Origin of the sequence: Streptomyces sp. NPDC101151, assembly GCF_044768335.1 — a bacterium.
Lineage (GTDB): Bacteria > Actinomycetota > Actinomycetes > Streptomycetales > Streptomycetaceae > Streptomyces.
Window position 1 is genome coordinate 43,914 of sequence record NZ_JBIWPP010000022.1, and the last position, 12,498, is coordinate 56,411.

Consider the following 12,498-nt stretch of genomic DNA (forward strand, 5'->3'; position numbering starts at 1 on the left):
ACCGGACCCCGCTGCCGTGATGGAGCGTCAGCCTCCCGTCAGCGGACGGGCCTGCTGGGTGGTGCCGCGCGGGAGGCGGTCGGCGTGCGGCGGACGGCGGCTGCCCACCGGGGTGACCGGCGTGCGCTCCGAACGGGCCGTGTGCGGACTCGGTGCCCGATGGGCCGAGGCCCGGGAGCCGCGCGCCGACGACACCGGCTCGCGCGCCGGAACGGACTCGGCGGCCGCGGTGCGCGGCTTGAGCACCACCGGCCTGACCGGGACGGCCGGCACGGGCACCGTACCGCCGCGGCGGGCGCGCCAAAGGTCGCGCAGGTCGAAGAGTGCGGTCTCGGCCTTGGTGATCAGCGGCTCGAACCAGGGCAGGGCGAGCAGGATCAGCAGGCCGGCGGCCCAGCCCAGCAACACGTCGCTCAGCCAGTGCGTACCGAGGTAGACGGTGGTGAGGCCGACGCCGAGCGACGTGACCGCGGAGAGCGCGGACAGCCAGCGGCGCGCTCTGGGGGAGGAGGCCAGATACGCCAGGATTCCCCAGGTCACCACCGCGTTGGCGGTGTGGCCGCTGGGGAATATATCGCCGCCCAGACCCATCTCGCTGGAGCCGATCACGGTCGCGTAGTGCGGACCGAGCCGCCCCATGCCGAGCTTGGCGGCGCCGACCGTGATGTTCAGCAGCAGCAGCGAGGTGGCCAGGGTCAGCAGGGGGCGAAGGGTGTGCTGCCGCCAGGAGCGCCAGCCGAGCCAGGCCGCGACCATCACGGCGGTGGGGCCGCGCTGGCCGAGCACCACGTAGTAGTCGAGGAAGGCGTGGATCTCCGGCCACTGCTGGTACGGCCGGAAGAACATGACCTGCCAGTCGAGCCGGACCAGCCAGGAGGTGATCACCACGGCCCACACGATCGCCAGGTAAAAGGCGAGGGTCGCGGTGAACAGCACGACCCGGTGCCGGCTCATCCGCGGCACATCGATGTGAGCCGGCCGTTCCGGCTCACGGTCCAGCCTGGCGAACACCCGGTCCAGACTCCGGGTGAGGTTTCGTTCGGTACGCACCCAATGGACGTTACAGCGAGTGAGCTCTCATCCCGGTCGAATCAGCGGCTTTGTGATGACGATGTGATGTGGGAAACCTCTCAGGGGTGATCCGAATTCCTTGGATTCCGCAATCCTGTGACCCCGCTTCCTGCAATTCCTTTGATCGGGTTGCGGGCGCGGTTTTATGGTGCTTATGAATTCGTTCACCGAATCATGGGGTGGAATTCAGGGAGTGCTCACCGGCACGGCCGAGTCGATCATGGGGGACCGGAGCCGTTCAGCCAGAAGGCCCCGTACACCGCAGTGGCCACCGCCACACCCGCCGTGACCAGCGCCGCTCGCGACGTCCGCAGCCGGGCCAGGGCGCGGGCGAGCGGGAACAGCACCGGGAAGGCCGGCATCAGCAGCCGTGGCTTCGAACCGAAGTAGCTCGATGCGCACAGGGCGAGGGCCAGCACGACCCCCGTGTACACCAGCAGCGCAACGGGCTGGCGCTGGCGCACACCGGTCACGTAGAGCCAGATCAGCAGGGCCACGCCGATGACCAGACCCGCCCCGGCGAGGGCCGACGGAAATGACGTGAACTTGTCGGCGACGAAGGCGGCGAAGGCGTACCCGCCGTCGAACCCGTTCCGCCATCCGGCCTGCACATCGAGATACCCGAGCAGACCCTTCCCGGTGCGGTGGCCGACCCAGAGGACATAGCCGGCGGCTCCCAGGGGAGCGAGAAGCATGCCGAGGGCGCGCCGCCGGGCAGGGGCATCGGCAGTGAGAGAGGGGGCGCGTGTCGTGTCGCGCGCGCCCTCCGGTGAAGAAGGGGCGCATGTTGTCTCATGCGAGCCGTTCCCGTTCGCGATGTGCCCGGCGTGCGCATCGTGCGCCGGAGCCGGGGCGTGCTCGCCGTTGTGTGCGCCGTGCATGCCCCGCGCGCTTCGGTTTCGCACGAAGGAGATCACGCCTGCCACCCACACCGCCGCGACCACCGCGAGCCCCACCGGCCGGGTCAGCCCGGCCAGCGCCGCCAGCACGCCCGCGCTCACCCACCGGCCGGTCAGCACCGCGTACAGCGACCACGCGGCCAGCGCCGTGAACAAGGACTCGCTGTACGCCATCGACTGCACGATCCCGACGGGCAGCACCGCCCACAGCAGCACCGCGCAGATGCCCACCCGCGGGCCGTACACCCACTCCGCGACCGCGAAGATCCCGCAGGCGGCGGCGAGCGAGGCGAGCAGGGCGACGACGAGGCCGGCGTCCGCGTACGACAGCGGCGTGACCGCGTGCAGCAGCCGCTCCAGCCAGGGCAGCAGCGGGAAGAACGCCAGGTTGGAGTGGATGTCGCCGTTCGGCAGCCGCACCTCGTAGCCGTAGCCCAGCTCGGCGACCCGCGTGTACCAGAGGGAGTCCCAGCGCGCGGTCAGCAGGGTGTACGGGCTCTTGCCGCGCGCGGCGCTCCACACGGCCAGCGCGACCAGGCTCAGGGCGCGGACGGCCGCGTACCCGAACAGGGCCGGCGCCGCCCGGCGCAGGAGGGGGGCGCACGGTGGGGACATGCGCGTTTCAAGGTCGGTCACGGGCTCGATTATCGACCGGACGGGGAACCGGACCGCCCGCCGGGGCGTGGTCGGCAGCGGGCAGGGTGGCGTACGCCACACGGGTTCGGTCCTGCGTGTGAGAGGTCCGCCACGCGTCCCCGTGGCGAACTCGCGTACGCTGACGAGTCACCCGCGTGGGTTTGCGCGGGCCGGAGACCCCGCTCCTCTCCGGCCGTACGACGGGGAGTCCCCACCCCGCCGATCCGCTGCACGCGAGGGACCATCTGGGAGGTACGTGCATGTCCGTGACGACCACGGCTGCCGCACGGCCGCGCCGTCGGGCGGCCGGAGCCGGTGCCAACCGCTGGGTCGTCCTCGTCGTTCTCTGTGTCAGCCTGCTGCTGGTCGCCGTCGACGCGACCGTGCTGCATGTGGCGGTCCCCGCCGTCACCGAGGACCTCAGGCCCGGCGCCATGGAGCTGCTCTGGATCGTCGACGTCTACCCGCTGGTCTGCGCCTCGCTGCTGATCCTGTTCGGCACGCTGGGCGACCGCGTCGGCCGCAGACGCATCCTGCTTCTCGGCTACGCCCTCTTCGGTGTCGCCTCCGCTCTGGCCGCCTTCGCGCACACCGCGGAGACACTGATCCTCGCGCGGGCGCTGCTCGGCGTCGGCGGCGCGATGATCATGCCCGCGACGCTGTCGATCCTCCGCCAGGTCTTCCCCGCCCGGCGCGAGCGCGCGCTGGCCATCGGCATCTGGAGCGCGGTCGCGGCCGTCGGCGCGGCGGTCGGGCCGCTGCTCGGCGGCTTCCTGCTGGAGCACTTCTGGTGGGGTGCGGTCTTCCTGGTCAACATCCCGCTGATGCTTGTCAGCCTGCCGGTCGGACGGATGCTGCTGCCCGAGTCGCGCGGTGACGGCGACGGGCCGTGGGACGTGATCGGCGCGCTGATGGCGGCGCTCGGCCTGTTCGGTGTCGTGCTGGGAGTGAAGCGGCTCGGCGGCGGTGAGCCGGTGATGAGCCCGTTCACCGTGGTGCCGCTGCTGGCGGGCGCGGCGCTGCTCTTCTTCTTCGTACGGCGGCAGGGTCGGCGCCCGCATCCGCTGGTGGACCTGCGGATGTTCCGGCGGCCGGCGTTCAGCACCTCGGTGGGCTGCATCGTGCTGGCGATGCTCGCGCTGGTGGGCCTGGAGCTGATCGCGGCGCAGTATCTGCAGCTGGTGCTCGGCCTGTCGCCGCTGGAGACGGGCCTCAGGCTGCTGCCGCTGACCATCGCGGCGATGGCGGCGGGCCTCGCGGGCGCACGCATGCTGCGCCGCTTCGGACCGCGCCGGATGGTGTGCTTCGGCTTCTGCCTCACCGCGGCGGCGGTCGTGACGCTGACGGCGATGGGCGGGACCGACGACGCGGGCCTGCTGCTGTTCGGCTTCGTGCTGCTCGGGTTCGGCCTGGAGACGACCCTGTTCGGGGCGTACGAGTCGATGCTGAGCGAGGCCCCGGCCGAGCAGGCCGGCGGGGCCGCGGCGATCGGCGAGACGTCGTACCAGCTGGGGGCCGGGATCGGGATCGCGCTGCTCGGCAGCGTGATGAACGCGGCGTACGCGCCCGGTCTGCAAACCGTGCCGGGCGTTCCCTCGCACGCGTCGGACGCCGCCGGTCACTCGCTGGGCGAGGCCTATGAGGTCGCCGGCCGCCTGGGCGGGTCCGCCGGTGCGGCGCTGCGCCACGCGGCGCGGGACTCCTTCGTGCACGGGCTGCATGTGACGTTGCTGGTGAGCGCGGGCCTGTTGCTGATGGGCGCGGTGATGGCGCTGCGGCTGCCCCGGGTCATGCAGTGCGGGGAGATCGAGGACGGGGCCGCCGAGGTGGGCCTGCCGTCCCCGCGGGAGGCCGAGAAGCCGAGGGTGTCGGCCCTGACCCCCGCTCTGGACGTGCGGGACACTGCACCGTAACGTCGGCGGCAGAGTCGTAACTAGCGTTGCTAGTTTTTACTGTGCCCCAGTGTGCCGGAGGGTGTTCCATGTCCGCGAAGTTGCCCCCGTTCGATGCCGCCGATCCGCTCGGGATCGACGACCTCCTGGAACCGGAGGACCTGGCCGTTCGGGACACCGTCCGCAGCTGGGCCGCCGACCGGGTGCTGCCGTTCGTCGCCGACTGGTACGAGAAGGGCGAGCTGCCCGGTATCAGGGATCTCGCGCGCGAACTCGGCGGTATCGGCGCCCTCGGCATGTCGCTCACCGGGTACGGGTGTGCGGGCGCCACGGCCGTGCAGTACGGCCTCGCCTGTCTGGAGCTGGAGGCCGCCGACTCGGGCATCCGCTCCCTGGTCTCCGTCCAGGGCTCGCTCGCGATGTACGCGATCCACCGGTTCGGCAGCGAGGAGCAGAAGCAGGAGTGGCTGCCCCGCATGGCCGCAGGCGAGGTGATCGGCTGCTTCGGGCTCACCGAGCCCGACCACGGCTCCGACCCCGCCTCCATGCGCACCCACGCCAAGCGCGACGGCGACGACTGGGTGCTCAACGGCCGCAAGATGTGGATCACCAACGGGTCCGTGGCCGGGGTGGCCGTCGTCTGGGCGCAGACCGAGGACGGGATCCGCGGGTTCGTCGTACCGACCGACCGCCCCGGCTTCTCCGCTCCCGAGATCAAGCACAAGTGGTCCCTGCGCGCCTCCGTGACCAGCGAACTGGTCATGGACGACGTACGGCTGCCCGCAAGCGCCGTACTCCCCGAGGGCACCGGTCTGCGCGGACCGCTCAGCTGTCTCTCGCACGCCCGCTACGGCATCGTCTGGGGTGCGATGGGCGCGGCGCGCAGCAGCTTCGAGGCGGCCCTGGAGTACGCGAAGACGCGGGAGCAGTTCGGGCGGCCCATCGGCGGCTTCCAGCTCACCCAGGCCAAGCTCGCCGACATGGCGGTCGAACTGCACAAGGGAATCCTGCTCGCCCACCATCTGGGGCGGCGGATGGACGCCGGCCGTCTGCGTGCCGAGCAGGTCAGCTTCGGCAAGCTCAACAACGTCCGCGAGGCCATCGAGATCTGCCGCACGGCGCGGACGATCCTCGGCGCCAACGGGATCTCCCTCGAGTACCCCGTGATGCGGCACGCGACCAACCTCGAGTCGGTGCTCACCTACGAGGGCACCGTCGAGATGCACCAGCTGGTGCTGGGCAAGGCGCTCACCGGGCTCGACGCCTTCCGGTGAGCACCCGAGGGGGCAGGGCCGGTGAGCGGCCCTGCCTCAGCTCTGGTTGAAGAAGCCGTCGTCGCGACGTGCCGCAGGCTCGCCGCTGACGATCTCCGTGTTCGCGGGCGTCAGCAGGAAGACCCGGTTCGCGACCCGCTCGATCGTGCCCCGCAGGCCGAAGGTCAGTCCGGCGGCGAAGTCCACCACGCGCTTGGCGTCGGCGGGCTCCATCGCCGTGAGGTTCACGATGACTGGGACACCGTCCCGGAACAGCTCGCCGAGGGCGCGGGCGTCCCGGAAACTGTCCGGGGTGACCGTGCCGATCCGGCGCCCCTTCTCCTCGGCCGTGTCCGTGGCCACCTTCACCCGGGGGTCCGTGACCCAGGCGTCCCCGGGCTCGGTGCCCTCGGAGTAGTCGTCGTCGTAGTAACGCTCGTCATCGTTGTCGTCGACGAGGCCGAGCCACGCACTCGCCTTGCGTACCGATCCCATGGACGCCTCCTCTCACAGCGGTCCTTCTGCTTTCCGCATCCCTATGGTCATCCATGATGCGGACGGCGCGCCAAGTGGATAGACGCCGCGCGGGGGGTTTGTGACGGTACTGGTGCACAGCCGATCCGTCGAGAGTCCTTGTGCCCCAAGGGTCCTGCCTCATACGGCTGCTGACTGTGAGTGAAATATGATTGTCGTCGGCGGATGGGTGATGCGCGGTGCGTCCGGGTGAACGCAAGGGCTGATACGAGCCGACAGTAGGTCGATACGATGCCGCAGCTCAACGTCGCAGCTCACCACGGGGGATCATCGTGTTCGGAATAGTCAGGCCCTGCGGCCACCGGCTCGGGGAGAATCTCAGGACCCAGTGGATGGCACACTTGTGCGGGCTGTGTCTGGCGCTGCGCCGGGATCACGGACAGCTCGCCCGCGTCGTGACGAACTACGACGGACTGCTCATCTCCGTGCTGACAGAGGCTCAGGCGGGGGCGGTGAACGGATCCCGGCGGACGGCCGGGCCGTGTGCGCTGCGCGGGATGCGGACCGCGTCCGTCGCGCAGGGCGAGGGCGCGCGGCTCGCCGCCGCGGTCTCGCTGGTGCTCGCCTCCGCCAAGGTGCGCGACCATGTCGCCGACCGGGACGGGCTGCTGGCGCACAGGCCGGTGGCGCGCGCGGCGCGCCGGGTCGCCGCGAGCTGGGGACGGGCCGGGGCGCACAGCGGCTCGGCGGTCGGGTTCGACACTGGCGTCCTCGTCGACGCCGTCGACCGGCAGGTCGGCATCGAGGCCCTGGCCGGGCCCGGCACACCGATCCTGACGGTCACCGAGCCGACCGAGACCGCCACCGCGGCCGCCTTCGCGCACACCGCGGTGCTCGCCGGGCGGCCGGGCAACGCCGAACCGCTCGCCGAGGCCGGCCGCCTCTTCGGGCGGCTCGCGCACCTGCTGGACGCCGTCGAGGACAGGGAAGCCGATGCCCGCTCGGGCTCCTGGAACCCGCTCACCGTCACCGGCACCTCCCTGACCGAGGCGCGTCGGCTCGCCGAGGACGCACTGCACGGCATCCGGCTCGCCCTGCGGGAGGCGGAGTTCGCCGACGGCAGGCTCGCCCATCTGCTGCTCGTACACGAACTGGGGCGCTCGGTGGACCGGGCGTTCGGCACGGTGCCGACGTGTGCCGCGCATCAGCCGGGGCCGGGGCCGGGTCCGTACGCCCCGCTGCCTCCGTACGGCGAGAAGCCCAGGGTTCCGCGCGGGTTCTGGGCGGGCTGCGGGGCGTTTCTGGCGCTGTGCTGCACCTGCAAGATGTGCTGCGCCGAGGAGTACGAGGGGCCCTGGTCCCGGAAGAAGCGCAACGGCTGCTGCCAGTACTGCGACTGCTCCTGCCCGGGCGGCTGCGGCTGTGACGGTTGCTGCTGTGACGGCTGCGACTGCTGCTGTCCGTGCGACGGCTGCTAGTTCTTCAGTTCTGGTGGGGAGATCCGGGACTTGGTGATCGCCGAGCCCGTCGTCCCCCACTTCTTCAGGATCCTGTCGTACGTGCCGTCGGCGATCAGCTCGTTCACCGCTGCCTGGAAGGCCGGGGCCAGACCGGTCCCCTTCTTGAAGGCGAAGCCGACATCCAGGCGGTGGTACTCGTTGAGGAATTTCACGCCCTGCTGGTGGGCGACCGCGTAGCGCAGGCCGTTGATCGTGGACATCACGACGTCGCTGCGGCCCTGTTGCACCGAGGACCAGATCGCGCCCTGCTCGGAGTACGTCTGTACCCGGTACGCCTTCCTGCCCGCGTCGGTGCACACGTGCGCGTTCTCCTCCAGTGTGGCCTCGAAGGTGGTGCCCGCGCCGGTGGCGATGTAGAGCCCGCACAGCTGCCTCAGATCGGTGATCCGGGTCAGCTTGCTGTCCTTGCGGGTGGCGAATGCCTGGCCGTCGTTGATGTAGGTGACGAAGTCGATCGTCCGGCGACGCTCGTCGGTGACACCGAAGTTGCTCGCTCCGGCGTCGTACTTTCCGCTGTCCAGGGCCGGCAGGATCGCCTCGAAGCTCGCCTGCTCCACCCTGAGCCTGACGCCGAGCACCTTGGCGACCGCCTTGGTGAAGTCGACGTCCTGGCCGGTCAGGGTCGTGCCGTCGGACAGATAGGTGGTGCCGGGCGGGGTGCCGCCGACGCTGACCGCCACGGTGAGGCTCGTGACGCCCGCCGGCAGCAGCTTCGCGGCCGCGTCGTGCTTCCTGACGGCGGAGACGACGTCCGTGGTCGGGACCCCGCCGGACCCGCCGGCGGCACCCGTCCCCGCCTGCCCGGCGGAGCCCGACCCGCAGGCGGTGAGCAGCAGAGCGGCCGAAGTGATCACGGCAAAGGGAAGAAAGAGGCGATAGTGGACATGGGTGGGCGTACGCATCGGGCAGCGGTCTCCTGAGAGCAGGCAGGCGGGAGGGAGCGCGAGGGGAGGGGCGCGTGTGAAGGCGAGGGAGGAAGAGAAGAAGGGAGAACGCGTCGGCCCGCTCGGGGCGGGCGCGCAGGGGGTCAGCTCAACAGGACGAGGACCACACGCGACCGAAGTCGATGTGGGAGCGGGTGACCAGCCACTGCTGCGGATGCATGGGCCAAGTGGAACAGGCATCCGATTCCCCGTCAACTGACTTGAGACGTAAGGCTCACAGTGTGGACGGGCTTGACAGTGCACCGAAACGCCCGCGTACTCTCGATGGACGGCCCTGCTGAGGGGCTCGGCCGTGTCCGCGCCGCGTTGCGCGCCTGTGTGAAGGCACCACCGTGTTCGACCTTCCCCCACTCTCGGCTTCGCCCCGGCGGGGGACCCACCACGGAGCCTTCGCATGTCATCCGACACCCTCGCCCAAGTCCCCGCCGCCGCCCAGGCACCCGAGCCCGCGGACGCCCTGAGAATCGTTCCGCAGCGCCGTCTCGGCCAGTGGACGGCCGCCGTCGCCGTCCTGGTCCTGCTCGGGCTCGCTGTCACCTCGGTCCTGCGCAACGAGGCGTTCCGGTGGACCGTCGTCGCCGACTACTTCACCTCCGACTCCGTCCTGCGCGGACTGTGGCTCACCCTGTGGCTGACCGCGGTCGTGATGGTCCTCGGCTTCGCCCTCGGCACCCTGCTCGCCGCCTTCCGGCTGTCCGCCAACCCGGTGCTGCGGGCGGTCGGCTGGGGGTACGTCTGGCTGTTCCGGTCGATCCCGGTCCTGGTGCAGCTGCTGCTGTGGTTCAACATCGGGGCGCTGTACCCGCAGGTCCTCGGGGTGAAGACGGTCGATCTGCTGAGCCCGGTCGCCGTGGCGATCATCGGTCTCACCCTGCACGAGGCCGCCTACGCCGCCGAGGTCGTCAGGGGCGGCATCCTCTCCGTCGACCACGGGCAGATCCAGGCCGCCCGGGCACTCGGCCTGAGCCGGTGGCGGCGATGGCGGCGGATCGTGCTGCCGCAGGCCATGCGCTCCATCGTGCCGCCCGCCGGGAACATGCTGATCGGCACCCTCAAAGGCACCTCCATCGTCAGCGTCATCGCCGTCAACGACCTGCTGTTCTCGGCGCAGTTGATCTACCACCGCACCTACCAGGTCATCCCGCTGCTGATGGTCGCCACCCTCTGGTACACCCTCGTCACCTCGGTGCTCGGCGTCGGCCAGTACTGCCTCGAGAAGCACTATGCGCGCGGGACGGAGTCCGCCCGATGAGGCCGCAGCTGGTGATCGTGGGAGCCGGGCCGCGGGGTGCCGGACTGCTCGAACGCATCGCCGCCAACGCGCCCGGGCTGTACGCCGGTTCGGACCTCGACATCCATCTGGTCGACCCCCATCCGCCGGGCGGCGGACGCATCTGGCGCGCGGCGCAGTCGCCCCTGCTGTGGATGAACTCGCACGCCGAGGACGTCACCATGTTCACCGACGAGACGGTGCGGATGGCCGGCCCGGTGCGCGAGGGTCCCACCCTGCACGAGTGGGCCGGCCTGGCCGGACGCACCTTCGCCGACCGCCGGATCCAGGGCCGCTATCTGCGCTGGGTCTACGAGCGGGCCGTCGCCGAGCTGCCCCCCGGCGTCACGGTCCACCACCATCCACGGCGTGCCCTGCGGGTCGGCGGCCCGCGCGAGGGGCGCCAGCAGGTGTGGCTGGAGGGCCGCCCCCGCCCCCTGCTCGCCGACCTGGTCGTCCTCGCCCTCGGCCATCTCGACTCCGAACCCGACGACGACCAGGCCGAGTTGGCCGCGTACGCCGACGAGCACGGCCTGATTCACCTGCCGCCCGCCTTCACCGCCGACAGCGACCTGTCTCCGCTGAAGGCCGGCGAACCCGTCCTCGTACGCGGCTTCGGGCTGGCCTTCGTCGACCTGATGGTGCTGCTCACCGAGGGGCGGGGCGGGCGCCACGAGGGTGACACCTACGTTCCCTCGGGGCGGGAGCCGGTGCTGTACGTCGGCTCGCGGCGCGGAGTGCCGTACCACTCGAAGATCGGCTACGACTGGACCGGCGACCGGCCGCCGCTGCCCCGTTTCTTCGGTCCCGCCGAGGTCGAGGCGCTGTCGGCCGGGCCGGGAGGCTTCGACTTCCGGCGCGATGTGTGGCCGCTGGTGGAGAAGGAGCTGGGCTTCGCCCACTACCACCGGCTGTTCACCGCCCACGCCGGACGAACGGCGATGGCCTGGGCCGACTTCGAGGAGAAGTACGCGGCCGCCGCCGACCCCGCCGGGATCCGGGCGCTCGTCGCCGCCGCCGTGCCGGACCCGGCCGACCGCCTCGACCTCACCGCGCTCGACCACCCGCTCGACGGGATGCGCTACGCCTCGCACGAGGAGTTCCAGGAGGGTATGCGGGGCCGTGTCGAGGGCGACCTGAGCCGTCGGCACGACCCGGAGCACAGTGCCGACCTGGGCGTCTTCCTCGGATTGCTGTCCGTCTACGGGCAGCTGGTGCGGCTCGGCGACCTCGGTCCCTGGTGGCACGGCTTCTTCAGCCGCCTGGCGTCCGGACCCCCGGGGCCCCGGCTGCGGCAGATCCTCGCCCTGTCCCGGGCCGGCCTCCTGCGGTTCATCGGCGCCGACATGACCGTCACCGCCGAGGACGGCGTGTTCCGGGCGGCCAGTCCCACCGTGCCGGGGTTCTCCGCCGAGGCGCGGGCGCTGGTCGAGGCCCGGCTGCCCGAGCCGACCGTGGCGCGGGCCCGCGACACCCTGCTGCGCGAGCTGCACGCCGACGGAGCCGCCGAGACCCCCGACGGGCTGCTGCGCGTCGACCCCGCCGACGGCCGGATCCTCGACGCGGCCGGACGACCGCATCCGCGGCGCTTCGCGCTCGGCCCGTTCACCGACGGCCGCACCCCCGGCGCCTTCACCCGGCCGCGCACCGGCGGGCCCGCGTTCCGGCAGAACGACGCCACCGCCCGGGCCGCGCTGGCCTTCCTGCGGGGCCGGGCAGGCAGAGCCGCCGCCTGAGCCGCCCCCACCACGTCCACCGAGAAGGAACCCACACCATGACCGTCATGGTCGACATCAGGTCGGTGCACAAGAGCTTCGGCCCGCTCGACGTCCTCAAGGGCATCGACCTCCAGGTGCGCGCCGGTGAGGTCGCCGTCGTGCTCGGCCCCTCCGGCTCCGGCAAGTCGACGCTGCTGCGCACCGTCAACCATCTGGAGAAGGTGGACAAGGGGACGATCAGCGTCGACGGCACACTGATCGGCTACCGGCGCGCCGGCGACAGCCTGTACGAGCTGCCCGAGCGCGAGGTGCTCAGACAGCGCACCCGGATCGGCTTCGTCTTCCAGAACTTCAACCTCTTCCCGCACCTCACCGTCCTCGACAACGTCATCGAGGCACCGGTGTCCGCACTGAAACGGCCGCGGAAGGACGCGGTGGAGCGGGCACGCCGGCTGCTGGAGCGGGTGGGGCTCGCCGACAAGGCCGACGCCTACCCCCGGCAGTTGTCCGGCGGCCAGCAGCAGCGGGTGGCGATCGCCCGGGCGCTCGCGCTGGAGCCGAAGCTGCTGCTGTTCGACGAGCCCACCTCGGCGCTCGATCCCGAGCTGGTCGGTGAAGTCCTGGACGTCATACGGGACCTGGCGCGCCAGGGGACGACGATGATCGTCGTCACGCATGAGATCGCCTTCGCCCGCGAGGTCGCCGACACGGTGGTGTTCATGGCCGACGGGAGGATCGTCGAGCAGGGGACACCGGGCGAGGTGCTGGGCGCTCCGCGGGAGAAGCGGACGAGGGCGTTCCTGGCGAAGGTGCTGTGAGTG

10 protein-coding genes are annotated in these 12,498 nt (G+C 71.3%); 6 read left to right on the forward strand and 4 right to left on the reverse strand.

Going from position 1 to position 12,498, the window contains the following annotated elements:
- Positions 1 to 27: 27 nt before the first annotated feature.
- Positions 28 to 1,050 carry a phosphatase PAP2 family protein gene (locus ACIRU3_RS31680; RefSeq protein WP_404063448.1) on the reverse strand — a complete coding sequence of 341 codons (1,023 nt, stop codon included), beginning with the start codon at positions 1,048 to 1,050 and terminating at the stop codon, positions 28 to 30.
- 239 nt (positions 1,051 to 1,289) lie between these two features.
- Positions 1,290 to 2,606: a mannosyltransferase family protein gene (locus tag ACIRU3_RS31685; RefSeq protein ID WP_404063451.1), complete on the reverse strand. Its 1,317-nt coding sequence runs from the start codon at positions 2,604 to 2,606 to the stop codon at positions 1,290 to 1,292.
- Positions 2,607 to 2,866: 260 nt separating this feature from the next.
- Here ACIRU3_RS31685 and ACIRU3_RS31690 point away from each other — a divergent pair, with 260 nt between their 5' ends.
- Both ACIRU3_RS31690 and ACIRU3_RS31695 read left to right on the forward strand, forming a co-directional pair.
- Complete coding sequence (locus ACIRU3_RS31690; RefSeq protein WP_404063453.1) at positions 2,867 to 4,519, forward strand: MFS transporter; 1,653 nt, start codon at positions 2,867 to 2,869, stop codon at positions 4,517 to 4,519.
- 68 nt (positions 4,520 to 4,587) lie between these two features.
- Positions 4,588 to 5,772, forward strand: a complete 1,185-nt coding sequence (locus tag ACIRU3_RS31695; RefSeq protein WP_404063456.1) for an acyl-CoA dehydrogenase family protein — start codon at positions 4,588 to 4,590, stop codon at positions 5,770 to 5,772.
- A gap of 36 nt (positions 5,773 to 5,808) precedes the next feature.
- On the opposite strand, the gene ACIRU3_RS31700 is transcribed toward ACIRU3_RS31695, so the two are convergent.
- Positions 5,809 to 6,246 carry a cell division protein SepF gene (locus ACIRU3_RS31700; protein ID WP_404063458.1) on the reverse strand — a complete coding sequence of 146 codons (438 nt, stop codon included), beginning with the start codon at positions 6,244 to 6,246 and terminating at the stop codon, positions 5,809 to 5,811.
- 311 nt (positions 6,247 to 6,557) lie between these two features.
- On the opposite strand from ACIRU3_RS31700, the gene ACIRU3_RS31705 reads away from it, so the two are divergent.
- The gene (locus ACIRU3_RS31705; RefSeq protein WP_404063461.1) at positions 6,558 to 7,703 is read left to right on the forward strand and encodes a DUF5685 family protein; all 1,146 of its coding nucleotides are present in this window, start codon (positions 6,558 to 6,560) and stop codon (positions 7,701 to 7,703) included.
- Here the strand turns inward: ACIRU3_RS31705 and ACIRU3_RS31710 are convergent.
- Positions 7,700 to 8,647 carry an ABC transporter substrate-binding protein gene (locus ACIRU3_RS31710; protein ID WP_404063463.1) on the reverse strand — a complete coding sequence of 316 codons (948 nt, stop codon included), beginning with the start codon at positions 8,645 to 8,647 and terminating at the stop codon, positions 7,700 to 7,702. The genes ACIRU3_RS31705 and ACIRU3_RS31710 overlap by 4 nt on opposite strands.
- A gap of 436 nt (positions 8,648 to 9,083) precedes the next feature.
- Here ACIRU3_RS31710 and ACIRU3_RS31715 point away from each other — a divergent pair, with 436 nt between their 5' ends.
- Genes ACIRU3_RS31715 through ACIRU3_RS31725 form a run of 3 tightly spaced genes read left to right on the forward strand, consistent with a single transcriptional unit; the run spans position 9,084 to position 12,495 of the window.
- Positions 9,084 to 9,941: an amino acid ABC transporter permease gene (locus tag ACIRU3_RS31715; protein WP_404063466.1), complete on the forward strand. Its 858-nt coding sequence runs from the start codon at positions 9,084 to 9,086 to the stop codon at positions 9,939 to 9,941.
- Positions 9,938 to 11,695 carry an FAD/NAD(P)-binding protein gene (locus tag ACIRU3_RS31720; protein WP_404063469.1) on the forward strand — a complete coding sequence of 586 codons (1,758 nt, stop codon included), beginning with the start codon at positions 9,938 to 9,940 and terminating at the stop codon, positions 11,693 to 11,695. Before ACIRU3_RS31715 ends, ACIRU3_RS31720 begins: the two co-directional genes overlap by 4 nt.
- 38 nt (positions 11,696 to 11,733) lie before the next feature.
- Entirely contained in the window at positions 11,734 to 12,495 is a 762-nt protein-coding gene (locus ACIRU3_RS31725; RefSeq protein WP_404063472.1) for an amino acid ABC transporter ATP-binding protein, read from the forward strand.
- Positions 12,496 to 12,498: the final 3 nt, after the last annotated feature.